Genomic DNA, 25,119 nt, shown 5'->3' with positions numbered 1-25,119 from the left:
CCGGCATACCTCCGCCGCATCACGCGCGAGGTCACGATCAATGCGATCGGGATGAACCAGAACGCCACAAAAAAGACGTACTGGTTCACGAGCGCGATGGCAAAGGCTAATGCGTAACAGCCCAACACGACAAAAGAACGCGCCGTCGTTTCGGCGCGCATGAGGGGCGTCACCCGCAAATCCAGCATGTCCTTATTCGCGGCGTGCAGCCAATGCCACAGTTGGAAGAGACCGACTGCGAAGATATTTGGCGCAATAGATCAGGCTAGCAAGCCGCGCGCCATAGTAGGCGCCGTAGACGTACGCCGTATACGGCACGAGGGTCACCGTGAACAGGAAACACAGGTTGAGCCAGACGAGCCCGTCGTCGGTGCGTACGATGCGATGCAATTGCTTGTGATAGTAGAACCAGAACAATCCGAGCAGAAAAAAGCCGATGACATAGATGATGAAGTTGCCGGTGATCGAGCCGAGATAGGCGAGCAGCGCGCCCGAATCGCCATGGCCGGATGCTGTGCTCTTCAAGTCGAAGACGAGGATCGTCATGGCGATGGCGAACACGCCGTCGGTCAGACTTTCCACCCGGTTGAGATGCAGGCCGCGCATCGGCGCCAACCGGTGCGTCTCTTGCGGAACGCTCGATTGCATCGAACGAGTGTTGGCGTTGCCGCAAAGCGTTCCCCTGTCTGCTGAAAGGAACCGAGTGCTCTCCAAGCGGAACGACGCCCCGATGTATCTCTGGTTCAAGCTCATCCACGTCGCCGCGGTTATCGTGTTCCTCGGAAATATTTCGCTTGGGGTGTTTTGGAAAGATGCCGCCGATCGAACCCGCGATCCGCGCATCATGGCGCACACGCTGCGCTCGATCATTGTGGCCGATCGCTGGTTCACGATCCCGTCGGTGATCGTGCTGTTGGCCGGCGGCATTGCGACCGCAATCGCAGAACACATCCCGATTCTGGCCACGGGCTGGATACTGTGGTCGATAATCTTGTTCATCATCTCTGGAATCGCGTTCGGGCCGATCGCGCGCGCGCAGCGCGCGATGGAAGTGGCCGCGTCGGAGGCCGTGAAGACGGGCGCACTTGACGAGGCGCGCTACAAGAGATTATCCGCGAACTGGAATGTTTGGGGAATGATCGCGCTGCTGGCACCCGTCGTTGCGGTCTGCTTGATGGTGCTGAAACCCCACCTTCCCGCCTTTCACTGACCGATGCCGGCCGCAAGTTCCAGTCGCCCTGAACTCATCCGAGCGCTGGGAATCACCGCTGCGGCGTCGCTCATCATCTGCAACATCATCGGCCAGGGTATCTTCCTCAAAGCGCGCGCCATGACGTGCAATGTCGGATCGCCGGATCTCGTCGTCGTCGCCTGGGTGGCCGCCGGGATTCTCGCGTTGTGCGGCGCTCTGACGTTTGCCGAACTTGGCGCGTTGACACCGCACTCGGGCGGTCCGTATGCCTTCCTGCGCCGCGCATTCGGCCAACCGCTGGCGTTCGCGTACGGCTGGACCATCTTCTTCTTGTATGGTCCTGCCACGTGCGCGGCGCTCGCCGCGGGCGCCGCGATCTTCATCAACCTGTTGACCGGTGGAGCGCTCGATACGTTTGCGATCCACATTCCGCTCATGCACTGGCAGATCGCCGTGACCGGCACCCAATGTACGGGTATCGCCATTCTCGCCGTGGTCGCCCTCATCAACTGCGCGCCGGTGCACGTGAACGGCACGATCGCCACGCTCCTCACCATCTTGAAAGTGCTGATGGTTGGCGGTCTCACCGTCGCCGCGTTTGCCTTGGGGCACGGCGATTGGCACCATTTCGCGGCGAGCGGATTCGGCGGTTCGTGTGCGGGCATCGCCGCGTCGGCGCGCGGCGGTGCGACCGGCTTTGCCGCCGCGATGGTCGGAGCGCTGTACGCCTATAACGGTTGGGCGGCGCTCACCTATGTCGCGGGAGAAGTGAAAAATCCCGGGCGGGCGATACCCGTCGCGCTGATCGCGAGCATGATGATCGTCATTTTCTTGTATGCGGCGGCAAACGTCGCGTACTTCTACATCCTCTCATCAGCTTCGATCGCCGGTCTGTCGCCGGCGTCGTCGGTGGGCATCGAGGTGGTCGGAACGCTCTTCGGTCCGGCTGCGCGGGGCATCGCGGCGGCGCTCCTAGTCGTTTCCGTCATCGCGACACTGCACGTTTCCGTCATGACCATCGCGCGAATCGTCTACGCCTATTCCGGCGATGGTTTTTTTCTGCCGTGGCTTGCGCGCGTGTCGGAGGGCGGCCGCGTACCGGTCCGCTCGGTATTGGCCCTTGGAATCTTGGCGGCGGTGCTCGTCCTTTTAGGTTCGTTCGACTCGCTCAGCGATTTTGAGATCTTCACCGGCTGGGTCTTCTACGGATTGACCGGGTTGTCGGTGTTCGTCTTGCGCCGCAAGGAGCCCGACGCTGACCGGCCATATCGGGTGAGCGGCTATCCGGTGGTCCCCGCCCTTTTCGTGGCGACGACGGTGTGGCTGCTCGCGGAGGTGATCATCGCGGCTCCATTGCGCTCGCTGATCGGGCTTGGAATCATCGCGCTCGCCGTACCCGTGTACTGGTTGCGGGCGCGAGGTACCCCGGCGCACGCCGGGCCTTCAATACGCGGGTAGCGCTATCGGCGGGCGGGCGAACGTCCGTATCTCGGTTCCGATCGGTACGGTCGGACGGATATCGCCGATCACTTCCAATGAACCCGCGAGCGCGGGCGCGTCGGGACCGGCGGCGGCGGCCACCTCTTCGTAGTAGACTCCGAAGTGCGGCAGTTCGTACTGATCGACGAAGTCCAAAGCCGTGACGTCGTAGTCGAGGTCGTCCGCGCCGCCGGATTCGAGCGCGTGACCGTCCAAAAACAACTCGTAGTGCCAATGCGCCTCGCTATCGCTATACGCCAGGTGCAGCGTTTCGGTCTGTAATAGGTCGCTCAGTCCCTCGGCCACGCCGCCGTCGTCGAACGAGTGGCCGTCTTCAAGCACCGCGATCCATTCGCCGTGTGCCGGAAGCACCGCGAAACTGCGGACGATCTTCTCGCTCGTGACCTCATCCGGAGTGGGTTCGAGCCCGCGCTCGTCGAGCCGTTCGTGGTCCGATTCATCCATGAATTCGGCCAGCGCACGCAAAACGTCGGGCATCGACTGCCCGCGCACGTAGACGGATCCGAAGTGAAAGCCGACCGTCAACGGCTGAACAAGCTCCGCAAGACGAAATAGACGTTCTCTTTGCGCTCGCCGAGCCTACGCGCGAAATAGCCCGCCCAGTGCGTGCCGAACGGCACGTATACGCGCATCCGATAGCCGCCGGCGACGATCGCCTTCTGTTTTTCCGGGCGGATGCCGTAGAGCATCTGATATTCGAACCGGTCCGACGGGATGTTCTCGCGCTCGACGAACGCGCGGACGGCGTCAATGAGATAGTCGTCGTGCGTGGCGATGCCCGGGTACGTGCCCTGTCCGAGCAGCTTTTCGGCAAGCTGCGCGTAGTTGCGGCGGATGAGCGGCATCTCCTGAATCGCCACGTCCTCCGGCTCTCCGTACGCGCCTTTGCAAAGGCGCACCCGCACGCCCGCGCTGATCAGGCGATCGACGTCGCCTGAAGCTCGGCGAAGATAAGCCTGCACGACGGGGCCGACGTGCTCGTAGTCCGCACGGGCGCGCTCCATGATGCGATACGTGGAATCGACCGTTTTCGAGCCCTCCATGTCGAGACGGACGAACATGTTCGAAGGTCTGGCGCGCTCGATGATTCGATTGAGATTTGCGACGGCGAGATCCTCACTCATCGCTTGCCCGATCGCGCTAAGCTTGACAGAGACGTTGGAGTCGACGCCGGCGTGACCGATGGCGTCGATCATGTTGATGTAGGTCTCGGTGGTGTGCGCGGCGTCGGCCTCGTTGAAGACGTCTTCACCAAGAAAATCGAGCGTGGCGGAGAGCTTGTCGGCGTTGAGCGAGCGGACCGCGCCGACCGCGCTCTCGATCGTCTCACCGGGCACGAAGCGCCGTGCGAGAAAGAACAGCCGCCGTTGGAGATGAGGGCGCGCGATGAGAAAATCGGCGATGTTGGTCATGTCTTTGGGTCGCTACGGCATGCGCCTCCCCTTTTCCTGAGCCGGACCGCGACGTTGCCCGCGATCCATCGCAGGAAGCCGTCGAGGCTTGCCCGCACGAACCGCCATGGCCGGCCCTTCGCTCTCTCAGTCCGAGTGCAGCGTGCTCGTGACGCTGCAGAGCACATTTGCGCCCGAAGACTCAGATTTCGCGACAGCCGCAGCCGCCGTCGAACGAGCGCTCCTGCTTCTCGCGCCGCATCGCCTCGCCAAACTGCGCGCGTTGCTGAGGCTGCTCGACGGCCCGTGGCTCTCGCTGTTGCTTATCGGAAGGCCGGCACGGTTTGCCGCGTTGACGCAGGACCAGCGCGAACGACTGCTGCTGGCGATGTCCGACAACCCGATCGCGCCGCTGCGCACGGGATTCCAGGCTTTTAAGCGATTGGCCGGTTTTATGGCGTACGGCGCGCCCGACGAAAACAATCGCAATCCGATGTGGCCGCAGATCGGCTACGCCGGCCCGCGATCGGACCGGCGGCCTGCACCCACGGCGTTGCCGCTCTTCGCCGTAGAATCCGGCGTCATCGATGCGGACGTCGTCGTCGTCGGTTCCGGTGCGGGAGGCGGCGTTGCGGCCGCCGTTTTGGCGCAAGCCGGCAGGCGCGTCGTCGTGCTCGAGGCGGGGCCGTCATCGGATCCGGCGCAATTCGATCAGCTTGAGGCCAACGCGTTCGGCCGCTTCTACTTGGAGGCGGCGCTCTGCTCGTCGGAAGACCTTAGTGTCGCCGTCTTGGCGGGTGCATGCGTGGGCGGCGGCACCGTCATCAACTGGTGCACCAGTCTGCGGCTGCCCGAGATGATCGCGCAACAGTGGAGTTTGGCTAGCGGCGGTGTGGACTTCGATCTCGGGCTGGCCGCGCACTACGACGCCGTATCGGCGAGGCTGCGCGTGGAGCCGGCGGCATCGCACAACGAGAACAACGCGGTGCTGCTGCGAGGGTGCCGAGCTGCGGATCTGCGCGCCGGGGTCGTGCCGTGCAACCGTTCCGGATGCGGCGAAGGTTGCGGCTATTGCGGCTTCGGCTGCGCATATGGCTACAAGCGTTCCGTCGCCGCAACGTATCTGCTCGATGCGGTCGCGGCAAACGCCAAGGTCGTCGCCGGCGCGCAGGTCGAGCGCGTGCTCGTGGGCGACGGGATGACGCGCGGTGTGGAGGCGATCATCTCCTATGAGTCAGAGGCCGGCGGCCGGATGCTTTGCAAATCGTTGCGCGTCAACGCCCCTATCGTCGTTGTGGCGGCCGGCAGCTTGCGGACTCCGGGCATCTTAGCCCGCAGCGGTGTGTCGTCCGCACATCTGGGCCGGCATCTGTACCTGCACCCGACCACCGCCGCGTTCGGGCAGTTCGAACATCCGGTGCAGTGTTGGAACGGGCCGATGCAGTCCGCCTATTCCGACGCGTTCGCCGATCTCGACGACGGCTACGGCGCGATGATCGAGGCCGCGCCCGCGCATCCGGGACTCATGGGACTCGCTCTACCGTGGCGAGGAAGAGCGGCACATTCTGCGTTGATGCGTGACTCGCGCTTCGACGCCGCCCTGATCGCATTGACACGCGATCGCGGCGAAGGCTCGGTCTCGCTCGACGGCCGCGACGATGTGACGTATAGCCTGTCGCCGTACGACGCCGGCCACATGCTTCGCGCGCTGGCCGGTGTCACCGACATTCTCTTCGCGGCGGGCGCGACGAAAGTGACGACGTTGCACACGGATCCGCTCGAACTCTCGATCGAACACGCCGACTCCGCCGGGCGTCGCGCGTTCGGAGATGCGATCGCGCGCCGCGGCGCCGGGCCAAATCGGCTCGGCGTGTTCTCCGCGCATCAAATGGGGACGTGCCGGATGCATGCCGACCCGGCACGCGGCGTGGTGAACGCAAGCGGCGCCGTCCATGGCGCGCGCGGGTTGTTCGTGGCAGACGCGTCGGTCTTTCCGTTGTCGTCGGGGGTGAATCCCATGCTCACAATCATGGCGCTGGCGCACAGGACGGCGAGCTTGATTTCAGCGCTTTAGATCTTCACGTATGGGAGCCCGGCGCCATCGACCAGCTCTGCGGCCGTGGTCCACACGTCTTTGCCGCGAAGCGAACCGTCGGACACGGTGACTCTCACTTCAAGATCGAGTCTGTCTCTGTACTTGAAAGGCTGGATGGAATCCACGGTCGCGTGCGTACCGTTGGGAAAGGTGATGACGTGATTTGAGATGCGACCCAATTCGTCGTCGAGTTGGCCGCCTTGGATAGCGAACTCGGACGCATCGACTGTGACTGAGATGTAGTGCTCGAGCCAAAATTTACTGTAGTACGCCCACGCGGTTTTCTGTCCGCCGACCGTGCCGTCGAACGTGACCCGATTGCCGGGGATGGGAACGTGACTGTATGGACTCGCGGGGGCCGACTGAACGGGCACCGGTGTGGGGTCCGCAGCAGCGGCCGCGGCGCTTGCCGACGCGAGGGCTGCAGCGGCGCAAATCCCCAAGACCGATCGGACATGCATGCTCACCGTGAACCTCAATCTAGATCCCGCACATCGTCGTCATCGATTGGCGGGCGGCCGGGTCCGAGGCCTCACTCGCCAGACGGACGTAGGTGACGACGTACGCGACCGAATTGTTCACCGTTATCATCTGCTCGATGATCAGCGCCCCTGCCGACGTGTCAAGCCCGTACGAGATGTATTTCGCTGCGTGATATCCGCACACGGTCGTATCTTGGCTGACCGCGAGATCGCCGCCTGGATAGTGCGATTTCAGAGATTTGATGTCGATGGCGTAGTATTGCGCGAGCGTTCCGCTATACGTATGCGCGTACACGCTCAGGTTCTGATGAAAGGTGTCGGTGCCCGGCTGGACCCATTTCCCGATGAGGCCCTTGGGCACAGCTACCTCGACCCATCCCTTGGGCGGCTTGAACGGCAGGTCTTGTGCTCCGGCCGAAAATGGCGCCAACATCGCGCAGGTCGCGGCGAGCGCGGTGATCGTTCTCCTGAATGATACTCGTTCGAAGTTACCTATCATATCACGTCTTTCCGTGCGGCAGTTATGCCCCTGCGGGCAACAGCGCGCACTCGTCGCCGACGCCGGCATATCCCGGCTCGGAGACCGCGCAGTACACACCAAAACATGCGCGGTGCAACTGCGCTATCATCTTTAGAAACGAGGGATCGGAGGCAAGCGTTTCGGGATCCACGTTTGTTATCGAGCAGCGGACGCACGACGATGCGACGTCCAGCACGGTGCTGCCCACACGGAGCTTGCGTCCGACCCACGCTTCTTCCTCAAACGCGCTGCCGCCACCGACGACGACGTTCGGCCTGAACCGGCGCGCGTCGACGGGCTGTCCCCACTCGAGCGCGAGTTGGCGGACCGAGGCTTCGTTGATGACCAGGACATCGGCTTCGTCGTGGTTAGTGCCGTCCGGTGCGTCGATCAGCGCCAAGCGAAGACCGGTGTCCTGTGAGAGGCGCTCCGCAACCGCCGCCTCGGTGATGCCGGTCACAGCGCCGTCCGGCAGGCGAACGACGACCGAGTCGTCAGTGACGCGAGCTCCGTATCCGAGCATAGCCGGAAATTGGGTTGCGGTAGTGGCTTTGCCGCGATGGGCCGATTGCGGGGTTTCGTCGAGAAGCGCATAGCGGCGGTCGAACGGAATGCCGCCGCGCTCGAAACGTGTGGACAAGAGTAGTTCGCCGCGCATGGATTTGACCGGATAGCGCCACAACTGCGTAACGCGCATGACGACTGCGATTCCGCGCAGGCGCGCAAAGGGCCTCGCCGGACGGCAGTCGTAGGCGCACGTATGAATCCCGGCAGCGGCCAACTACGGGCGGTTTGCGTTGCGCTCGTCGCAACTACTCTTACACTTGCCGGCAGCGGCGCAGCCTGGGCGGCAGTGCTTTCGCCGCAGACGACGCTCCGGCTTGCGGGCGGCGCCTATCTTCATCTATATGCGCTGCCGCTCGGCCTCGCGCCCGGTGCGATCGTGGGAGACGCAGCGTTCGACGCGAGCGGAACGCGCGCGGTCTTCGTCGTGGTGTTTCCTGGGAGCGCCGTCTTCGGCGATCCGCAACGAATGGATCCTACGCAAGCGTTCTTGCTCGATGTACCGCGACTCAGACTCACGCAGCTGAGCATCGATGGCGTGGTGCGAAGCGTGCGCTGGACGGGATCCGACTCCATCGAGTTCCGCGACGGCGACGATCTAGTAGATGTGAATGTGTCGCAAGCGCGTGTCCCCGCACCCTCGACATTCCGGTTTTCGACCGATCAATCGGTGCGCGGCGACCTGACTGCGGTTTCTCCCGAGACCTCCGATCGATTGACGGTGTATCGTCAAAGCGACGGCCGCTTCGTGGCCCGCGAGATCGGCGCGCGACGGTTGCGGGTGACGGGCGTAGCACCGGGCGGACGATTCGCACTGCTGGGCGAGAATCTGGCGTGGGTCGATTCGCACGCGAATGGATCTGCCACGATGGATAGAGCCGGTGCGTCTGACGCGCTCGCGCCGCGATTCGACGATGCATTTGGACGGCAGCTCGTCGCCATTCATCCGCTTGCGAGCACGGTATATCAAGGCGCGTATCGCGATGGCACTGCATACTTCGCGTTCTCGCACGGGTTGACGCGCGTCGTCGCGGCGACGCACGACTTGGTCTCGTATTTCTATCCGCCGATGCCCGACGATCCTGCGTACTCCGTCGGCGACGGTTTGGGAGCGCTCGACGACGGCGGGCTCTTTCTCGCGTGGCCGGAGAACCTACTGCTCACCGTGCGGCGCGGCGGCCGGTTCGTGACCCTGCAAATGCGTATGCCGCCGGGATATAGCGACCCGAAGCGCCTGCTGTCATCGCTTGCATCGTCCGCTCACGACGGTCAGGCCGCTTTATGGCCGCCGCTTCAGCCTGACGCCGGCGCGCTCGATTCGGCGTTGCTTCAGTGGCGGGTGTATCCAGCAGGGCAAGGTTCGAACTCGGGATGGATCGCGTCGTATCTCGGACGCGTGTATCGCGGCGATTCGAACGCGGTGTTCACGATAGCGCAACCACCCGTTTTCCCATTCGCAGTGCTCACGCGCTCCGATGACGGCACTCTTTGGGGCGCCTCCCCGGTGAGTACTTCAAGTGCGGGCGTTCCAAGTGCGGGCGTTCCAAGTACGGGCGTTCTAAGTGCGGGCGTTCTAAGTACTAGGGCGAGCATCGCTCGCCCCGGCCCTACCGTTGCAACCCTTTGGGCTTCAGGCGACGGCTCGCACTGGCACGTTCGATACGCCTTGGACGGCTCACCCGGCGCGGTCGGTGCCGATCAATCGGGCCTCTGGGTTGCACTCACTAAATCGTGGCGCGGCACGTCGATGATCTGCATTGCCGCGCTTGGCGATGAATCAAGTCCGGTAAGCTATCCGACCGGCGGTTCGTACGATGGCGAGCAGATGTTTTTCGCACGGTTGTCGTCGGGAACTTATTTGGTGTGGGGCGCGACACCGGGTCGCTCGCAGGCAGACCAAGGCGCGTTGTCCGCATTCCGGCTCGATGCGACGGCGTTATTCGCGATGGACGGTGCGGGATTAAATGCATATACCCGGGTTCGGGCCGCCGGCGATTCAGGCACGTCGGCGACGGAGTCGCTCGGCGATCCGGCGATGCTAGAAAAAACCGTACGCGAGCTTGAATCGTCAACGGGCGATCGGCTCCCGGCATTGGCCACCAATATTTCGGGCGCCAAGAACTTCGCGAGTTCCGCAACGATACGCTCTCTGGCGGGCGAGCGTGTGTGGCAAGCAGAGTTCGGCGCGCAACCGCTCCCGCTAGGCGTCGTGACTGCGTCGATCGACGGCGATTTTTTGGTGGTTGTGCGATCCGTGTGGTCGGCGCCGCTGCGCGGTCATGGCGATACCGAGCGGTGGCAGCGCGATAACGGCGGAGCGTGGCACTTGACGCAAACGTTGCGCGCGTGGTCGTTCTAGCACGCGCAGCGTGACGCAAACTACTGCCAAGCAATAACTGGGTGAGCGATGCTCACCCTAGTACGAGAAGCCGGTGGCGCAAATAAAAAACGCGAGGCCAACCATAAAGGTCGGCCCCACAGATGGGCAAGCGATGCTTGCCTTCCTACAAGCCGCGCTACGGAGACGGCGAAGCCGGCGCCTGTACGATGATCGTGCCGGTCATATTAGGATGATACGTGCAGATGTACGAGTATTTTCCGGCCTTGGTAAACGTCTTGGTCCACGATTGGCCATTGGCCAAATTTCCGGAATCGAAGCTGCTGTCGGTTGCGGTGGCCGTGTGAGCGACGTCGTCGTTGTTGGTCCATGTCACCGACCCGCCGACCGGAATGACGACCTTTTGCGGTGAAAACGCGAAGTTGGTTATTTTCACGGCGACCGGCGCGGCCGTGGGCCCTGGGGTGGCGGTGGCCTGACTCATTGGATCGGTGCGACCGGTGACCGCGAAGGTCAGTACAGCGGCGACGATCGCCGTCGCGGCGAGCGCGGCGCGCATCGGGTTGCGAGAATCGGACATGTGGGCGTCTCCTTTCAAGTGCTATACGTTTCGGCGGCTGCGGACGGTTCATCATTCCGTCAAACACGTCGTGCTTTCACGTTTAATTCATGCGGCAGAGCGCTTCCAAGCGACCGGCGCCACGAGGACGATTCCAACGGTGCAGACGAGGCCTGCTGCGACGAATGCGACCAACGGGCCTGCGAGCTGCCAGAGCGCTCCGACCCCCGCGCTTGACACAAAATCGCCGATACCGTTCACGGCGGCGAGCGCTCCAAACCCCGTCCCACGGGTTGCTGCGGGTAAGAGCTCGGTCGCGAAGGTGCCTTCCATCGGTTCGACGATCGATATTGCGACTGCGGCAAGCGCAAAACAGACGCCGATCGCGACAACGGAAGCCGACCCGACTGCCAATACTCCGCAGACGCAAACGTAGAGCGCGAACGCGAGCACGAGCAGGCGTCCGCTTCCCAGCCGCTCGCTCAGCACGCTGAGCGGATACGTGAGCGATGCATTGATGATGTTGTGGCCCAAGTACATCGCGCTCGAGTACACGAGCGCCGGGCCGACGCCCACTGCGGGCGTCAGCGCACGGATGGCGGCGAGCACGAGAAGTGTGGCTGAGAAGTTTCCAAGACCGAAGACGCCGGCTCCGAGCAGATAGAGCTTGAATCTTTGCGGCAATCCTGCGAGCACGAGGTGCAACGGCTCGCGCGGCGGCACGGTTCGCGGTTTTTCGCGCACGAAGAGAAACATCGATCCCGCGAGCACGCCAGGAATGATCCCAAATCCGATGGCTGTTGCGATTGCCACGTGATTCGCCAGCAATATCATCGCGACCGCGGGTCCGATGACCGCGCCGACCGAGTCGAGGCCACGTTGAAAGCCAAAGGCGCGATTCACAAAGCGTTGGTTCGTGTCGTCGACGAGCAGCGTATCTCGGATCGGGCTTCGGAATCCGCGCGCGAGCCACGCTGCGGCGCGCAATGCGCCGACCCCGACGATCGAGTGCGCAAGCGCGATGGCGGGCATGAAAATTCCGACGCCGAGATATCCCGATCCGGCGAGCAGGCGCCGATATTTCGTGCGGTCGGCGAGCTGGCCGCCCCACAATTTGAATCCGGCTGCGAGAGCGTCCGCGAGGCCTTCGATGGCTCCGAGCGCAAGCGCACCGCCGCCCAACGAAGCGACGAGCGCGGGCAGCAATGGGATGATGGATTCGTAACACGCGTCCGACAGCAGGCTTGCGATACTGAGCGCAAGGACGGTGCGCGTAAGCCAGGGAGTTTCCGGCAGCGCATTAGGCTCACGCGTTTGCGGCGTCATGGCCGCCCGTTCGCGCGCGCAAAGAAGCTGGCCTTCCCTGGTCGAACGCCCTCGCCGTGAGAACATGGCGTATCTTCGCCGCGCTCATCCTTGTCGTGATGACGGCAGGATGCGCCCGCGCGCCGTCGTCGCTGCGAGCGCACAACGGCGGGCGCCACGGCGGCCAGACGATCGCGTTCAACATCTCCGAAGATCCGCACTCGCTCAACCCTATCCTCGCGCAGAACGACGACGAGCATCAAATCGCGCGCCTCATGTTCGATCTCTTGCTCGATGTGGATGACAAAGGCAAGCTGATCCCGGATTTGGCGACATCCGTGCCGACCGTCGCCAACGGGGGCGTGAGCGCCGACGGCCGGACGATCGTCTATCGCTTGCGGCGCGGTGTGGTGTGGCAGGACGGCGCGCCTTTCACGGCACGCGACGTGCGCTTCACGGCGCAGGCCATCGTCGACAAACGAAATGACGTGCCCTCAACTCACGGCTACGATCTCATCACCGAGGTCGACACGCCGGATACATTTACGGCGGTGGTCCATCTGCGTCATGCGTGGGCGCCGGCGGTCGCGACGCTTTTCACGTACGGCGCAACGCCGATGGAGATACTGCCCGCGCACCTCCTCGAAGGCAAGGGGCCGCTGCGCACGTCATCCTTCAATCAGCATCCGATCGGAACCGGGCCGTACGCGCTCACGACATGGAAGCGTGGCGAAGAACTGACATTTAGAAGCAATCCACGCTACTTCAGAGGCGTGCCTCGGGCGAAGACAATCGTGGCGCGCGAGGTGCCGGACATCAACACCGATCTCGTGATGCTGCGAGGCGGTCAGCTCGACTGGTCGCTGTTGTCGCCGGCGCAGCGCTTAGCGCTCGGGCCGGACTCGAACTTGAAGATCGTCTACGCGCCGTTTGCCGGCTTCGGCGCGATCGCGTTCAACTGTCGCAAAGCGCCGTTCGATGATGTCCGCATGCGGCGCGCGGTGGCGATGGCGATCGATCGCAGACGATTGAGCGCTGGGATCACGAGCGGGCAATACCCGGTGACCGACAGCGACCAGCCGCTCTTCTCGTGGGCTTACGACGCCACCGCAAAGCTTCCGGCATTTGACACCTCGTCGGCCGATCGCTCGCTCGACGCGCTGGGGTGGCTGCGCGGTGCCGACGGCCTCCGGCGCAAGAACGGCGCGCTCCTCAGCCTGGAATTCGTGACGTTTCCCGAAGGTGACACCGCCGTGCGCACCGCCGAATACGTCCAGGCCATGCTGCGCGACCGCGGGATATCGGTGGACGTGAAGAAGATCTCCGTCGCCCAATTCTATCTGCCGAAGACCGAAGGCGGATTGCTTCTCTCCGGTACGTTCGATATGGCGTACATCGCCTGGCGCACAGGCGCGGATCCCGACGATTCGAATATCGTGGCCTGCGGTGGCGTGTCGAACTACGCCGGCTATTGCAGCGCCCAAGTCGATGATTTGGAAAGGCGGGCACTCGCGGCAACATCCCAAGCCATTCGCACGTCGCTGTACTCGCGTGTCCAGCACGCGTTAGCGCAGGATGTCCCGTACGATTTTCTCTACGCGCCCAAGTACGGGTTCGCCGCGCAACCTGCATTACAAGGCCTGTCGCCAAGTCCTTTTTCGCCGACGTGGAACGCGTGGCAATGGAGTCTGCGCCGCTAGCGCTCAGGCGTTGATTCGACCACCGAGAACACGCCGCCGTCATCGTCTTGCAATTGAAGGAATCCCGCTTCCGCAAGCGCGTCGAACATCGCCCTCGTGCGTTTGCGATCGTGTTTGTTCGGCATGCCCTGCCAGAGCATCGCGATTTCCGACACCGTGACGTTGCCCGTGCGCGCCAAAACGTTTTTTTCGACGAATTCCGGCGCGAAACCAAGCTTCTCCATCACCGGGCGAACGGAAGCGAGCTTGTCGCCGGTCATAGCTGGGCCCGTTCCTGTGACAAGAACACGAACTGACCGTTGCGCACAACCCACATGCTCACCACCGGCGTGGTCACGTCACCGAGCTTGTTGAACGAGATCGGCCCTATCGGCGTATTCGAGGTGGTCGACGACGCGATGGCGCGCAGCACTTCCTCGCGCGACGGAGCCACGCCGCCGTTTCGCTCCATCAATCCGCGAATGGCATCGATGGCCACTTCGGCGGCCGCGTACGCGTTGGCACTATACGTCCCCAGGAGTTGGCCGGGAAAACGAGCTGCGTATGCCGCTAGGAAATCTTTCGCCTCGGGAAGCTTTGAAAGATTCGGTGCGCCTTGCGAGCAGTAGGTGCCGTCGGCCGCAGCTCCGCCGGCGGCGAGAAAGCCGGGGTCTTTCAAGCCGTCGCCGCCCATGTACTTCGCGGTCATGCCTAACTTCAACATCTGGCGGCGCAACTGCGCGCCGCCCGTGCTCACCACGCCGCCATAAAAAATCAGGTCTGGTTTGTTGGAAGCGGCAGACGTCAGCAACGCGATGAAATCTTGCTGACCTTTTGTGAGATGGGCACGATCGACGACCGTGCCGCCGAGCTTTTGAAACGACGGCACGAAGACGTCGGCGAGACCTTTGCCGTACGATTCGTTATCGTCGATGACGTACGCCCGGCGCGCACCTAGCGTGCGATACGCGAATTGGGCATCGGCCGCGCCCTGCATATCGTCGCGCATCACCGTGCGGAAGAAATTGCGAAGTTCGGGATGTGTCTGGCGCAGCGAGCTCGCGCCTGAAGCGTCGTCGGTCAGACTGATAGATGTGGAGGACGGCGAGATGAGTGCGAGTTTTGCCGCGTTCAAGACGGGTATCTCAGCCCGTGCGACGTTCGAATTCTGCGGTCCGATGACGGCAAGGACATCCGGGTCTGCGACAAAGGTCTGAACGTTTAACGCACCTTGTTCCGGGTTGTGCACGCCGCCGATGCTGTCGTCAAGCGTGTCTAGTCGCAAGGAATATCCGCCCGGCAATCCCTTCTTTTGCTCGTCTTCCACCGCCAGTTCGACGCCATTTTGTGTGGGAACGCCCGCTGCGGCATCGGTGCCGCTTGTGGCGAAATCCGCGCCGATCACGACCGTTTTCTCTGTCGTCCCAGCTGAATTGCCGTGAACGCCGCATGCACTCGAGAAAAGGCACAATGCTGCTGCGGTAACGGCTTGTAACTTTTTGAAGTCGAATGAGTAATGATTTACGTAACGCACATGAGGCTCCGGCAGAGACCGGGCGAGGAGAACAAGATGACGAATCCCCTGATCGTGACGAACACCAAATCTACTGTGATCATGACTTCGGCGAGCGCCGGTTCCTTCATGGGTTGGGGCGTCCGCATCGGCTAACACGCCGTCCACTCTTCACGAGAACAGCTCGGAAATCTTGTGTCGGCGGTAGGACCAGATTTCCGCGAGGCTGCGGCGCACGAACGGCAATGCGACGTTCCCGATCGGCGCCCACGGCAATGAATACCGCACTCGGTCGCGCACCACGGTGCTTCCATCCGGACCGGACTCAAATTCGTGGGTATGACGCCATAGCGCATACGGTCCCCGCACCTGATAGTCGACAAAACGCCGTTCGACATCCCAAACGGTGATCAACGTCCTCCATTTCACCCACAGACCGCGAACCTTCATCGTATAGTCGAGGGTAGCGCCTTGCCGCAATTGCGGCACAGCGTCCATCAATTCGAGCTGCGTGGCCGGCGGCGTTATCTGCGCGAGATTACCTGGGTCGGAAAAGAATTGCCACGTTTGCGCGAGCGGGCGCTGCACGACGATTTCGGAAGTGAGTTCGTGCGTGGCCGGAGTCCGGTGCTCGGCCGGCGCAAGAACATCGAGCAAGGCCTCCTCCAACATCTCGTGTTTCCAAACAAAGCCGAGTTCCGATGCTCTGCGCGGCAGGATGAGCTGGCTGCCGAGCACGGTGTCGGCGAACTCTCCAACGATGAGTTTGAGCGCCGGCGGCGGCACCGGCATGAATGCCGGCCGCCGTATGGCGTGGCCAAGCGCCTGCACGAATCGCATGTTGGTCGCGAGATCCGGGGAGACGGCGTTGATCGGGCCGCGCGCATCGTCGCGATCGACCGCAAGAAGAAATAAGTTGGCGGTGTCTTCAAGATGCATCCATGGGAACCACATTCCGCCGCTGCCGAACGGACCGCCGATGAACGCCTTGAACGGCGGCAAGAGCTTTTTCACGGCACCGCCGTCACCGATCACAAATGCCACTCTGATCTTGGCGACGCGCAAGCCGAGCGCTTCGGCGCCGTCGGCCTCCGCTTCCCAACGCTTGACGAGATCGGCCATGAAGTCGGTGCCGGGCGATGACGATTCGTCGAGCACTTCGTCGCCGCGAGAGCCGTAGTACCCGATGGCCGAGCCGCTTACGAGCACCGTCGGCCGCGCGAGCGAACACTTGGCAAGCGACGCGACGAGATTCCGCGTGCCGAGAACGCGCGAATCATAGATGGCACGTTTTTTCGCTGGGCTCCAGCGCCCGTCGACGGTTTCGCCGGCGAGATGGACCACGGCGTCCATGCCTTCGAATATCTCCGGATGCGACGCGGGATTGTTAGGATCGTATTTGGCGGTTCGGACGCTTGGCGGAAGCCCTGCAATATTCGCCGAGCGGCCCAACGCCAGCACGCTGTCGCCGCGGCGCGCGAGCGCATGGACGACCGCGCGGCCCACGAAGCCCGACGCGCCGGTCACCGCGACTTTTTTCATATTTCGTGATTACCGCGGGTGGAAGGCGCGACCTGCCGCGCCGTACAACGATTCGAGAATTATGAATACACTATTCGCCCTTTTGACAGCCGGCGCCATGGCCGCCTCACCGTTCACTCTTTCGAGCACGGATTTCCACGACGGCGGCACGCTCGGAAAGACGTTCGTCTTCAACGGCATGGCATGCACGGGAGACGACGTCTCACCGGCGCTGCATTGGTCCGGCGCGCCCGCCGGAACGAAAAGCTTTGCGTTGACGGTCTGGGATCCCGACGCGCCGGTTCGGGGCGGCTGGTGGCACTGGGTGCTCTTCGATATTCCCGCATCCGCGAATTCACTAGCCCAGGGCGCCGGAAGCACAAAGCAGGCGGCCGCGCCGGCGGCAAGCGTGGAAGGCACCACTTCTTTCGGAAAACCAGGTTATGGCGGGCCATGTCCGCCGGTCGGCAGTGGCGCTCACCACTATATCTTCACGCTCTATGCCTTGGATGAAACGCATGCCGGCAGTGCGACTGCGAAGACCAACGGGCCTGGATTAAAGGCGCTCATCGCCAAACACGTGCTTGGAAGCACGACGCTCACCGGCCGCTACGGTCGCCCCTAAGACGCGGCCGCTATCTTGGATCGTTCTAATAGATAGCCGATCGCATCCGCGGCCGAGAGCGGGCGTGCGAAGAGAAATCCCTGCGCAGCCTCGCAACCCAACGCACGAAGCTGCGCTGCCTGCTGTTCGGTCTCCACACCCTCGGCGACGACGTCGATGCCGAGCGTTTTTGCGAGCGCGATGAGAGTCTCGACGATCGGCGGCGACGCCAACCCGCCGTCCTCGCCGCGTACGAACGATTGATCGATCTTCAGCGCATCCATGCGGACCTTCTGCAGATGCGTGAGCGACGAAAAACCGGTTCCGAAATCATCCAGCAAGATCGGAGTGCCGATGCGGCGCAGCGCCGCGAGCGTTTTGCTGCCCTGTCCTCTCGAATCGAAGATCGCCGTCTCGGTGAGCTCAAGCGCGATGTGCTTCGGTTCGAGATCGGCTTGGCGTAGCGCTGCAGCCACGAGTGATGCAAAATCCGGATCCGCCATCTGTTGCGGAGAGACGTTCACGTTTACTTTGATGTTGGTGACGCCGAAGCGGCTTCGCCATTCGGCCAATTGTTGACAAGCCTGCCGCAACATCCACTCTCCGACCTCACCGACGAGACCCATCTCTTCGGCGACCGTGATGAACACCGTCGGTGGAACCGGTCCAAGTGTGGGGTGGTTCCAACGGGCGAGCGCCTCAAATCCTATGCACGTGCGGTCGCGGAGTGTGACGATCGGTTGAAATGCGATGTCGAGCTGTCCGTTGTCCAAAGCCTCGCGAAGATTAGCGCCCACCGCGCGGCGGTACCGGTCGTCCTTCGCCATCGACGTGTCGTACACGGCCCATCGCCCCCGGCCCGCGGACTTCGCTTTGTAGACCGCGCTGTCGGCAGCTTGCAAGAGGGCGTCGCCATCGGCGAACTCGGCGCTCCAGAGGCAAATGCCGACGCTCGCGGACATGAGCACTCGCGTGCCTTGAATCGCCATCGGCTCCTGCAGTGCGCTTTGAATCGCCTGCGCGAGAGCAATCGCCGTATCGACGGTGCGGACGCCCGATAAGATCGCCGTGAACTCGTCGCCGCCGTAGCGGCTGATGAGCACGTTTGGCCCATCACAGGATCCCAAACGGCGGCCCACCTCCGCAAGCGCCGCATCGCCTACCGCGTGGCCGCGCGTATCGTTGATGTACTTGAAGCCGTCGAGATCGATCATGATCACGGCGAAGCATGATCCATGAGCCATTCGGCCCACGTTGACCGCTTCATCTATAGCGTCGTCGAAGTGCCGGCGGTTATGGAGACCGGTGAGAGCGTCGTGAGTCGCGTCGAAGTGCAGGCGATTTTCGGCTTTCTTGCGGCTTTCGATGTTCTGGATCATGCGGATGACCGCGACGATCCGGTCATCGCTGGCGATAGCAGGCGTCGTCGTCTGCTCGACCCAAAGCCGGGACTCGTCTTTGCGGCGCAAGAGCCGCTCACCGTCGCCGTTTGCATTCGCGGGACCGTCGTCCGGGTCGCCGGTCAGCGCGCTGAAATGCAAGGTCCGCAGCTCGTGCGACGTGTATCCCAGCATGCCTTGCAGCGCGGCGTTCGTCTCCATGATACGGCCATCCAGGCCGCACAACACAACCCCCACCGACGACTGCTGGAACAATGCTTTGAATTGCGCTTCGGCTTCGTTTCGATCGCGCTCGGCGATGTGGCGTGCGATGTCGGAATCCAGGCGCCGGTCCTGTTCTTGCGAACGGAACGTCGACTCGATCAGCGCTGCGGTTCTACGATGCAGCGGTGCGATGAACGCGATGAACCCGAAGATCACGATGCCGATCACGGTGCACGCGATCGTGACGAGGCGTAGCCGGCCGTTCACAAGGGCCGTTCCGGAGATGTCGCTGAAAAACGCGGCTTGCGCCCGCGCGGCGTCGACGAATGTGGCGACCTTGGTCGCAAGCCTCGTGACTGCGGCGCCGATCAGTGCGTGCTGAGCCGGGTCGCCGCTCTGCGTCTGTGCGATGACTTGACTTGTCGTCGCCGACATCTCGCCGTGTGACGCGTCGACTTGCAGCGAGAATCGTTCGAGCGTGGATCGGTCGGCCTGATCGAGGCTCATGCCGGCAGCCGCGCGAGTCGTCTCTTGCAACGCATCATCGCAGCGCCGTACGGATTGCTGCAGGTCCACGACCAACTGCATCGGCAGCGAACCGGACGGCGCTGAACCGATGTCCACGCCGTATCCGAGGATCTGATTGGCGCAGCTCAGCTCGGAGCTTGCAGACGCCGCGCTCGACTGGCTCGCCGCTTGCAGCGCTAGCGATTCGGCCACCCACGCGCCGCCGCCCCAGAGCGCGGCGGTAGTGACGACGATCACACCGGCGTAAGCGATCAACAGACGTTGCTGCGCCGAACGGCGCAATTCGGCCAAAGGCCTGCGTGTATTCTTCATCTATGCATTAGACGCCGCATCCACCGGAACGTTACGAACGCATATGACTGCTAACACTGTATGAGTGACGTGTAACAACGTATCCCGCATAAGGGTCAACTAGATATGGGAGCATCATCGGCTTTGCTTCGCGCGAAGTCTTTTCGCGGCTTTAGCCTCGTCGAGGCGATGGTGGCTATGTCCGTGCTGCTCATCGTGGTCTTGATGCTCATCGGCTCGGTGCCGGCATCGTACGCATTCACGAAACAAGATTCAGTGCGAGTCCAAGCTGTCTCCGCAGGACAAAGCTATCTCGACAGCATCAGGCAGTACGTGAAATCGTCCGGTTCCATCACGGGTCTTCCGGCAGCACCGGTTATCGCGATCGATCAAGGCTACGGCTTCGTGTCGGACAGGACGTCGCCGGCGGTCATCAACTTCGTCATGATACCAAATTGTACTGCGCGTTCGCTCTTCAGCTACGATTGTACGGTCACCGTGGCTTGGGGTCCGAGCGGGCCCGCGCAGAGTGCCGTCGTGGAGAGCTACATTGCGTCGCAAGCCGGGTTCTAACATTCGCGGCGCGACGCTGATCGAGATCCTCGTCGTGTGCGGCATCGCCGGCATTGTCGGGAGCCTCGTCGTCGCGCTCTGCCGGCCGATGTTGTCGGCATCGCAAGCCGAGCATGCTTCGCTCCAAGAGATCCAGACGATGGACTCGACGCTCTATCGGATGCAACGCGACGCACGGCAGAGCGATCCGAACGGAATTTTTGTCTGCACCGGCGCCGGCGGCGCGCTGAATTGTTCCCCTGCGTCGAATCTGGCGATACCGACCAACGTCTCTTGTCTTGCGATGCTCACCGCGCGGCCGAACGGCACCGGCGGCGCGGCATGGGATTCGAGCGGCCGGCCTGCATGGGTCGGATTCAGCGTCTACTGGCTTACCGCCGATCAGTCGGGGACCAATACATTGATGAGCGGTTTTGGCGCTGCCAACGTCCCGACGGGTGTCAATCCGGGGGTGTTGAACAGCGACGTCGTCGCAGCCGTCAACCAAGCCATGACGTCGGCAAACGCAGAGACCGTCGCCCTCGGCATAAAGAATCTCCAGTCGATGGTCGATGTGACGAGCGATCGCGTCGTCCTCAGGCTTGCAGGTCAGAACCAGAGCGGCGGCTCGACCGCCGAACTGTCGGTCGAAGGGGACGCATATGCGCGGAACTAGTCCACGGCTCAAGCGCGGGTTCGTACTTCCGTACGTCCTCAGTTTTGCGGCGATGCTCGCGGTCATCGCGGTGATGTTGCTCGAGAGCGCGAGCGACGCGAGCAAGAGCACGTATAGCTTGCAGGACAAGAATTCCGTGTTCGATGCCGCCGAGGCCGGCCTGAACGCCGCACTCGACGACCTGGACGTTTCTTTGCTGGCGCCGACAAGCCGTACGACCACTTTGGCGAACGGATATACGTTCACGTACAAGATCTATCCGAACTTTGATCTCGGCCCCGGCGCTCTGACGCAGCATATTCTCGATCCGATCAACGGCAGTGGCCAAATATTCGTGCCGATCGGCGGAGCCATCATCGACAGCACCGGATCGGATCCGAGCGGCGGCCGGACCACGACCGTCGAAGCTGCCGTCACCGTCGACACGTCGCAATTGACGTATCCGCGCCTAGCGCTAGCCGCGGGGTTGGGCATCCAGGGAAGCTATGGTCCACGTTCGATATCGGATCCGAGCGGCACGAACAGCGCTTCGGTCCACGCGAATGGCAATATCACCGCGAGCATCAGCGGCGGTGTTGATGGAACGTCTTCGGCGAGCGGGACCGTGAATTCGTTGCCGCCCGGCACCATCAATGCGCCGACGGTGCCGCTGCCGACCGTGAGCCAATTCGATTTCATGGTCGCGAGCTACAAGAGCCAGACGCAGACGTTCGGCGGCCCGACCAATATTTACGTGCCGGCCGGATCGTCGCTTTCGAGCAACTATTCGTGCCCGGGTCTCGGCATTGTCGTGGGTTGCGTATTGTTCTACGACGGGCCGCTCACGCTTTCGACGCACGGAGTCACGTTCACCGGGCAGTGGACGATGGTTGTGAACGGCAACCTCACCGAATCCGGGTCGGGATTCGTCTCGTTTTCAAGCAAGCCGAACCTCCTCGTTGTGAATGGAAACGCGAGGTTTTCGAATGGATCGTATGTCGCCGGATACGTGCAAGTGAAGGGCGGTACGACGCTCAATGGTTACGGAACGTTCACGGGAGCGATGATGTCGCTCGGAACGTTGACTTTTGCGGGCCGTGGCTCATCCGGTGGAATCGTCTACGACCCAACGGTGATCCCCCCAACTCACGCGCTCACCGGCCTTGTCAAAATCGTGACGTACGCCGAGTATTGATCGGCGCACGTCACGCGATGATTTCCAGCCGAACGTTACGGCGCGATCTCGAAGATCGCTCCCTGCCCGTGCAGACCGCCGGCGGGGGTAGCTCCGAAGAAATTCCGACTCCCGTTTGACGCAAGACCGTAGAGCGGATTTGTGCCGTCTCGCGAGTTTCCAAAGCGGTGCAGAATGACTTCGCGCCACGGATTGGGCTTTAGGCGGAAGACGGTGCCGCAGTCGCATAGGGGATGGCCGCCCGCCGTGGTCGTGCCGTCGAGATTTCCGTTTGCGTCAAGGACGAGCGTTGAGGTCGGCAGACTGCCGTCATTGCCGCCCTTGAAGCTGTACAGCACTTGTTCGGTCCAACCGCCGTGCTTGGGCGTGAGCTCATAGACAGTCCCTTGACCGCTCGCCCCGCCGAAGTAGGTGGTTCCGTAGAGATTGCCGGCTGCGTCGGGAATCAGGCCGCCGTATGGAGATCCGGCATCGGGTTGACCGTTGAATGCGTACACCGTGGTGAAGTTGTAGCTGCCGTCCTGCCGCGGAGCCAGTCTGAACGCGGTGCCGGCCGAATGCAAGCCGCCGATTTCGGTCACGCCGTACAATTTGCCGCTCGCGTCGACGAGCAGTGCGCCGAGTGAGCCCAGTGCGCCGTCCACGCCGCCCGTGAAGGCGTGGATCACCTTCTGATGCCACGAGCCGTTTCTAAACGTGAGCTCGTACACCACGCCTGCCATGTGCGATCCGCCGTCCGGCGCGGTCCCAAACAAGTTGCCGGCTTGGTCGAAGACCACTTGGCCGCCCGGACCGAATCCGTCATTGTTTCCGGTGAAATTGTAGAGCACGCGCTCGCCGCTGGGCGTCAGTTCGAAAACCACACCGCAGCCGTCGCCCGTGCAGAAACCACCGGAGCCGCCGGCGACCGTGGTGCCGTACAGATTGCCCACGCTGTCGAAGGTCAAACCGCCGTGCGGATTTTTTCCGTCATTGCCGCACGAAAAGTTGTAGAGCGTCGTCTCATTCCATTGGCCGTGACCGAGAGGCGCGAGTTTGAAGATCGTGCCGCAATCGGCGTTGCCGCCGGTCACGGTAGTGCCGTACGCATTACCCGCTCCGTCGAACGTCAATGCAGTTGCCCCGTTGCCGCCGTCGTTCCCGCCGGTGAAGTTATACAACACCGCGTAATCGCTCGCAGCCGACGAGCTGCTCACCAAAAACACCGCCGCGGCGAAGCCCGCGATCGCGATACTCGCGGAATACAAAAATCGTCTGTAAAGCATATTTTCATCTCCTCAGTGGCAAAAATCGTTCGCGCGTGAGACATGCCTTACCTAGACCCAACCCACGTCCAAACGTCGCATTATCGGGATGAAAAAAATGTCCCAGCCCGGCGCTAAAATGAGGCGCCAAGGTTTTAGCCGGGATGCGTCGTAAACCCGGCGCCCTATGAACATGCGTTCGTGGGCCCCGATCCGGGAATTGCGGCGCTATAAGACAAGCATTCCCGAACCGCAAGGGCTGGCGGTGCTCGGATCGCAGCTCTTGGTGAGTTTTCGCCCGAACCGGGTGATCCACACGCTTGATCTCGCGTCGTCACATCTCGAAGATTGGACTACTACATCTGAGACCGCGATAGGCCTTGCAGCCTCAAAGGATCGAGTGTGGGCGGTTTGCGGCTACGGCCCAGACGAGGACCGGCACCTGTTCGAATACGACCTCGACGGCCGTCAGCGTCGCGACCCCGTGCGGTGCCCCGACGGCACAGGCTCGTACATCACGTATGACGGGCACGATCTGTATCTCAGCCAGTGGTACAATCGGCACGTGTTCAAGCTGACGGGTGATTCCGGATTTGAGCCGCTGTTGACCGCGCAGCGCGGCATCTGCGGCATCGCCGCCGTCGATGGCTCGCTGACGCTGCTCACGACGTCGGATGAGAGCACGGAGAGCTATTACCTCGAACGCTTCGATCCGTCCGGCACAGCCGCCGGCGGTTTCGATCTGGCGACGGTGCCCTTTCGGGCGCGCTCACTCGTGTGGACCGGTTCCGAGTTCCTGACGAACCATCGCGAAGCCGGAGAGATCGTCGCGTTTTCGCTGACGTGATTCAACAAAAGCCGGTGATGACCGGGCCGGTCTGAACCACTTCAAAGGCGTTGCCTGGAATATTCTTCAGCTGGTCGAGATTGTCGTCATCCCAGCTCGTGTTCGTCTCGCCGGTGATGTACCAGTCGGACCCGTTGTCGGCGAGCAGCATTCCGTATTTCTTAAGCGCGACGGCGATCGCGAGCGCGTCACCCGTGAATTGCGAGAGATCGTAGCCGGCTTTGAGGCGCAAGCGAAGGCCCATCGGCGGGTAGTACGGATATTGACCGTGGGGAAATCCCGACGTGCAATGCTGCGCGGGATGGATGAACGCCGCCTGGGTGCTTCCCATCGTGAACCGGAACGCATGGCCGATGACGCCCGTGTCGGCTTCAGATTTCTTCACAAGGCCCGGAAGAATGGCAAGGCCGGCCGCGTCGCCCGACGTCCAGCCGTCGGTGCGTTGCGGATTTCGTACGTGCAAATCGAAGACCGCTCCCGAATACGCGTGGAACCCTTTCGACTGCGGCGGTCCGAGGTAGACGGTGCTGTACGTCTCGTAGAGCGTGCAGGTGCCTTTGTCGATGACGATCGCGTGGCGATCCCCGTTTTCGATCGGCACGTTCGCCGGGAATGGATACGGGCCCGCGTTGCTCTCTTGTGGATCGTCAAACGAGATCGGCAAGAAGCGCTGCGATCCGGGCACCGTGATCCACGGGATGCCATATGTGGGATTCGAACCGAAGTCAGGATGCACGTGCATCGCCGAGTTCATGTTCGCAAGATAGTCGGCGGAATGCGGATCCACCGGGTACTGCGAGATGTCGGTATTCCACGGGTCTTTGTTCGGAAAGATCTTGCAGGTGCCAATGGTTGTGTTTGGATGGGCAAGCGATGCTTGCCCTAGTACGGGTTGCGCTAATATGGACCACGACACGGCGGTGAGTGCGGCGGCGATGGC

General features: G+C 62.3%; 24 protein-coding genes. 10 read left to right on the top strand and 14 right to left on the bottom strand.

Features of this window, described 5'->3' with window-relative positions; all coding sequences use genetic code 11:
* Positions 1–192: 192 nt before the first annotated feature.
* Entirely contained in the window at positions 193–648 is a 456-nt protein-coding gene (locus tag VII69_01185; GenBank protein HEY5093711.1) for a TMEM175 family protein, read from the bottom strand.
* 55 nt (positions 649–703) lie between these two features.
* Between VII69_01185 and VII69_01180 the strand changes: the two genes are divergently transcribed.
* Together VII69_01180 and VII69_01175 are read left to right on the top strand one after the other, a co-directional pair.
* The gene (locus VII69_01180; protein ID HEY5093710.1) at positions 704–1,210 is read left to right on the top strand and encodes a DUF2269 domain-containing protein; all 507 of its coding nucleotides are present in this window, start codon (positions 704–706) and stop codon (positions 1,208–1,210) included.
* Between the two features lie 3 nt (positions 1,211–1,213).
* The gene (locus VII69_01175) at positions 1,214–2,650 is read left to right on the top strand and encodes an amino acid permease (protein ID HEY5093709.1); all 1,437 of its coding nucleotides are present in this window, start codon (positions 1,214–1,216) and stop codon (positions 2,648–2,650) included.
* On the opposite strand, the gene VII69_01170 is transcribed toward VII69_01175, so the two are convergent.
* Both VII69_01170 and VII69_01165 read right to left on the bottom strand, forming a co-directional pair.
* A complete protein-coding gene (locus VII69_01170; GenBank protein HEY5093708.1) occupies positions 2,636–3,217 on the bottom strand; it encodes a hypothetical protein in 582 nt (193 codons plus the stop codon). The genes VII69_01175 and VII69_01170 overlap by 15 nt on opposite strands.
* The gene (locus VII69_01165) at positions 3,214–4,104 is read right to left on the bottom strand and encodes a proline dehydrogenase family protein (protein HEY5093707.1); all 891 of its coding nucleotides are present in this window, start codon (positions 4,102–4,104) and stop codon (positions 3,214–3,216) included. Before VII69_01165 ends, VII69_01170 begins: the two co-directional genes overlap by 4 nt.
* A gap of 106 nt (positions 4,105–4,210) precedes the next feature.
* On the opposite strand from VII69_01165, the gene VII69_01160 reads away from it, so the two are divergent.
* Positions 4,211–6,157 (top strand): GMC family oxidoreductase N-terminal domain-containing protein, encoded by a 1,947-nt coding sequence (locus VII69_01160; GenBank protein HEY5093706.1) that lies wholly within the window; start codon positions 4,211–4,213, stop codon positions 6,155–6,157.
* Here VII69_01160 and VII69_01155 read toward each other — a convergent pair.
* From VII69_01155 to VII69_01145, 3 genes are read right to left on the bottom strand one after another with little or no spacing between them, the layout of a single operon-like run.
* Complete coding sequence (locus tag VII69_01155; GenBank protein ID HEY5093705.1) at positions 6,154–6,645, bottom strand: hypothetical protein; 492 nt, start codon at positions 6,643–6,645, stop codon at positions 6,154–6,156. The genes VII69_01160 and VII69_01155 overlap by 4 nt on opposite strands.
* A 13-nt stretch (positions 6,646–6,658) precedes the next feature.
* Positions 6,659–7,159, bottom strand: a complete 501-nt coding sequence (locus tag VII69_01150) for a hypothetical protein (protein ID HEY5093704.1) — start codon at positions 7,157–7,159, stop codon at positions 6,659–6,661.
* Positions 7,160–7,181: 22 nt separating this feature from the next.
* On the bottom strand, positions 7,182–7,877 hold the full coding sequence (locus VII69_01145) for an MOSC domain-containing protein (GenBank protein HEY5093703.1): 696 nt from the start codon (positions 7,875–7,877) through the stop codon (positions 7,182–7,184).
* Positions 7,878–7,940: 63 nt separating this feature from the next.
* Here VII69_01145 and VII69_01140 point away from each other — a divergent pair, with 63 nt between their 5' ends.
* Positions 7,941–10,103 carry a hypothetical protein gene (locus tag VII69_01140; GenBank protein HEY5093702.1) on the top strand — a complete coding sequence of 721 codons (2,163 nt, stop codon included), beginning with the start codon at positions 7,941–7,943 and terminating at the stop codon, positions 10,101–10,103.
* A 157-nt stretch (positions 10,104–10,260) separates the two neighbouring features.
* Here VII69_01140 and VII69_01135 read toward each other — a convergent pair whose 3' ends face one another.
* Both VII69_01135 and VII69_01130 read right to left on the bottom strand, forming a co-directional pair.
* Positions 10,261–10,662 (bottom strand): cupredoxin family copper-binding protein, encoded by a 402-nt coding sequence (locus VII69_01135; protein ID HEY5093701.1) that lies wholly within the window; start codon positions 10,660–10,662, stop codon positions 10,261–10,263.
* Positions 10,663–10,749: 87 nt separating this feature from the next.
* Positions 10,750–11,967 (bottom strand): MFS transporter, encoded by a 1,218-nt coding sequence (locus VII69_01130; protein ID HEY5093700.1) that lies wholly within the window; start codon positions 11,965–11,967, stop codon positions 10,750–10,752.
* A 56-nt stretch (positions 11,968–12,023) separates the two neighbouring features.
* On the opposite strand from VII69_01130, the gene VII69_01125 reads away from it, so the two are divergent.
* Complete coding sequence (locus tag VII69_01125) at positions 12,024–13,646, top strand: peptide ABC transporter substrate-binding protein (protein ID HEY5093699.1); 1,623 nt, start codon at positions 12,024–12,026, stop codon at positions 13,644–13,646.
* Here the strand turns inward: VII69_01125 and VII69_01120 are convergent.
* The 3 genes from VII69_01120 to VII69_01110 form a co-directional block, all read right to left on the bottom strand.
* The gene (locus VII69_01120; GenBank protein ID HEY5093698.1) at positions 13,643–13,906 is read right to left on the bottom strand and encodes a hypothetical protein; all 264 of its coding nucleotides are present in this window, start codon (positions 13,904–13,906) and stop codon (positions 13,643–13,645) included. The two genes, VII69_01125 and VII69_01120, sit on opposite strands and share 4 nt — an antisense overlap.
* Positions 13,903–15,030, bottom strand: coding sequence for a branched-chain amino acid ABC transporter substrate-binding protein (locus tag VII69_01115; protein ID HEY5093697.1), 1,128 nt, complete (start codon positions 15,028–15,030; stop codon positions 13,903–13,905). Before VII69_01115 ends, VII69_01120 begins: the two co-directional genes overlap by 4 nt.
* 279 nt (positions 15,031–15,309) lie before the next feature.
* The gene (locus VII69_01110) at positions 15,310–16,680 is read right to left on the bottom strand and encodes a TIGR01777 family oxidoreductase (protein HEY5093696.1); all 1,371 of its coding nucleotides are present in this window, start codon (positions 16,678–16,680) and stop codon (positions 15,310–15,312) included.
* Between the two features lie 61 nt (positions 16,681–16,741).
* Between VII69_01110 and VII69_01105 the strand changes: the two genes are divergently transcribed.
* Positions 16,742–17,284 carry a YbhB/YbcL family Raf kinase inhibitor-like protein gene (locus VII69_01105; protein HEY5093695.1) on the top strand — a complete coding sequence of 181 codons (543 nt, stop codon included), beginning with the start codon at positions 16,742–16,744 and terminating at the stop codon, positions 17,282–17,284.
* Here the strand turns inward: VII69_01105 and VII69_01100 are convergent.
* Positions 17,281–19,707, bottom strand: a complete 2,427-nt coding sequence (locus tag VII69_01100) for an EAL domain-containing protein (GenBank protein ID HEY5093694.1) — start codon at positions 19,705–19,707, stop codon at positions 17,281–17,283. The genes VII69_01105 and VII69_01100 overlap by 4 nt on opposite strands.
* 105 nt (positions 19,708–19,812) lie before the next feature.
* On the opposite strand from VII69_01100, the gene VII69_01095 reads away from it, so the two are divergent.
* From VII69_01095 to VII69_01085, 3 genes are read left to right on the top strand one after another with little or no spacing between them, the layout of a single operon-like run.
* The gene (locus VII69_01095; GenBank protein ID HEY5093693.1) at positions 19,813–20,259 is read left to right on the top strand and encodes a prepilin-type N-terminal cleavage/methylation domain-containing protein; all 447 of its coding nucleotides are present in this window, start codon (positions 19,813–19,815) and stop codon (positions 20,257–20,259) included.
* Positions 20,237–20,914 carry a type II secretion system protein gene (locus VII69_01090; protein HEY5093692.1) on the top strand — a complete coding sequence of 226 codons (678 nt, stop codon included), beginning with the start codon at positions 20,237–20,239 and terminating at the stop codon, positions 20,912–20,914. The genes VII69_01095 and VII69_01090 overlap by 23 nt, the downstream gene beginning before the upstream one ends.
* Positions 20,901–22,088: a hypothetical protein gene (locus VII69_01085; protein HEY5093691.1), complete on the top strand. Its 1,188-nt coding sequence runs from the start codon at positions 20,901–20,903 to the stop codon at positions 22,086–22,088. Before VII69_01090 ends, VII69_01085 begins: the two co-directional genes overlap by 14 nt.
* Before the next feature lie 35 nt (positions 22,089–22,123).
* Here VII69_01085 and VII69_01080 read toward each other — a convergent pair whose 3' ends face one another.
* Entirely contained in the window at positions 22,124–23,353 is a 1,230-nt protein-coding gene (locus tag VII69_01080) for a choice-of-anchor tandem repeat GloVer-containing protein (GenBank protein HEY5093690.1), read from the bottom strand.
* Positions 23,354–23,519: 166 nt separating this feature from the next.
* On the opposite strand from VII69_01080, the gene VII69_01075 reads away from it, so the two are divergent.
* Positions 23,520–24,179, top strand: coding sequence for a hypothetical protein (locus VII69_01075; protein HEY5093689.1), 660 nt, complete (start codon positions 23,520–23,522; stop codon positions 24,177–24,179).
* A 1-nt stretch (position 24,180) separates the two neighbouring features.
* Here the strand turns inward: VII69_01075 and VII69_01070 are convergent.
* Positions 24,181–25,119: hypothetical protein (locus tag VII69_01070; protein HEY5093688.1), on the bottom strand; the 939-nt coding region annotated here is incomplete at its 5' end.

The sequence above is a fragment of the Candidatus Eremiobacteraceae bacterium genome (assembly GCA_036511855.1).
Taxonomy (GTDB): Bacteria; Vulcanimicrobiota; Vulcanimicrobiia; order Eremiobacterales; family Eremiobacteraceae; genus JABCYQ01.
The sequence above is the reverse complement of the archived record's forward strand: the minus strand, read 5'-3'. Positions and strand labels throughout refer to the sequence as shown.

Coding starts and splice junctions, on each gene's coding strand:
- VII69_01140 (HEY5093702.1), top strand. CDS start 7,941: ATGAATCCCGGCAGCGGCCAACTACGGGCGGTTTGCGTTGCGCTCGTC.
- VII69_01130 (HEY5093700.1), bottom strand. CDS start 11,967: ATGACGCCGCAAACGCGTGAGCCTAATGCGCTGCCGGAAACTCCCTGG.
- VII69_01175 (HEY5093709.1), top strand. CDS start 1,214: ATGCCGGCCGCAAGTTCCAGTCGCCCTGAACTCATCCGAGCGCTGGGA.
- VII69_01095 (HEY5093693.1), top strand. CDS start 19,813: ATGGGAGCATCATCGGCTTTGCTTCGCGCGAAGTCTTTTCGCGGCTTT.
- VII69_01075 (HEY5093689.1), top strand. CDS start 23,520: ATGAACATGCGTTCGTGGGCCCCGATCCGGGAATTGCGGCGCTATAAG.
- VII69_01185 (HEY5093711.1), bottom strand. CDS start 648: ATGCAATCGAGCGTTCCGCAAGAGACGCACCGGTTGGCGCCGATGCGC.
- VII69_01135 (HEY5093701.1), bottom strand. CDS start 10,662: ATGTCCGATTCTCGCAACCCGATGCGCGCCGCGCTCGCCGCGACGGCG.
- VII69_01100 (HEY5093694.1), bottom strand. CDS start 19,707: ATGAAGAATACACGCAGGCCTTTGGCCGAATTGCGCCGTTCGGCGCAG.
- VII69_01110 (HEY5093696.1), bottom strand. CDS start 16,680: ATGAAAAAAGTCGCGGTGACCGGCGCGTCGGGCTTCGTGGGCCGCGCG.
- VII69_01160 (HEY5093706.1), top strand. CDS start 4,211: ATGGCCGGCCCTTCGCTCTCTCAGTCCGAGTGCAGCGTGCTCGTGACG.
- VII69_01150 (HEY5093704.1), bottom strand. CDS start 7,159: ATGATAGGTAACTTCGAACGAGTATCATTCAGGAGAACGATCACCGCG.
- VII69_01080 (HEY5093690.1), bottom strand. CDS start 23,353: ATGCTTTACAGACGATTTTTGTATTCCGCGAGTATCGCGATCGCGGGC.
- VII69_01120 (HEY5093698.1), bottom strand. CDS start 13,906: ATGACCGGCGACAAGCTCGCTTCCGTTCGCCCGGTGATGGAGAAGCTT.
- VII69_01165 (HEY5093707.1), bottom strand. CDS start 4,104: ATGACCAACATCGCCGATTTTCTCATCGCGCGCCCTCATCTCCAACGG.
- VII69_01145 (HEY5093703.1), bottom strand. CDS start 7,877: ATGCGCGTTACGCAGTTGTGGCGCTATCCGGTCAAATCCATGCGCGGC.
- VII69_01105 (HEY5093695.1), top strand. CDS start 16,742: ATGAATACACTATTCGCCCTTTTGACAGCCGGCGCCATGGCCGCCTCA.
- VII69_01085 (HEY5093691.1), top strand. CDS start 20,901: ATGCGCGGAACTAGTCCACGGCTCAAGCGCGGGTTCGTACTTCCGTAC.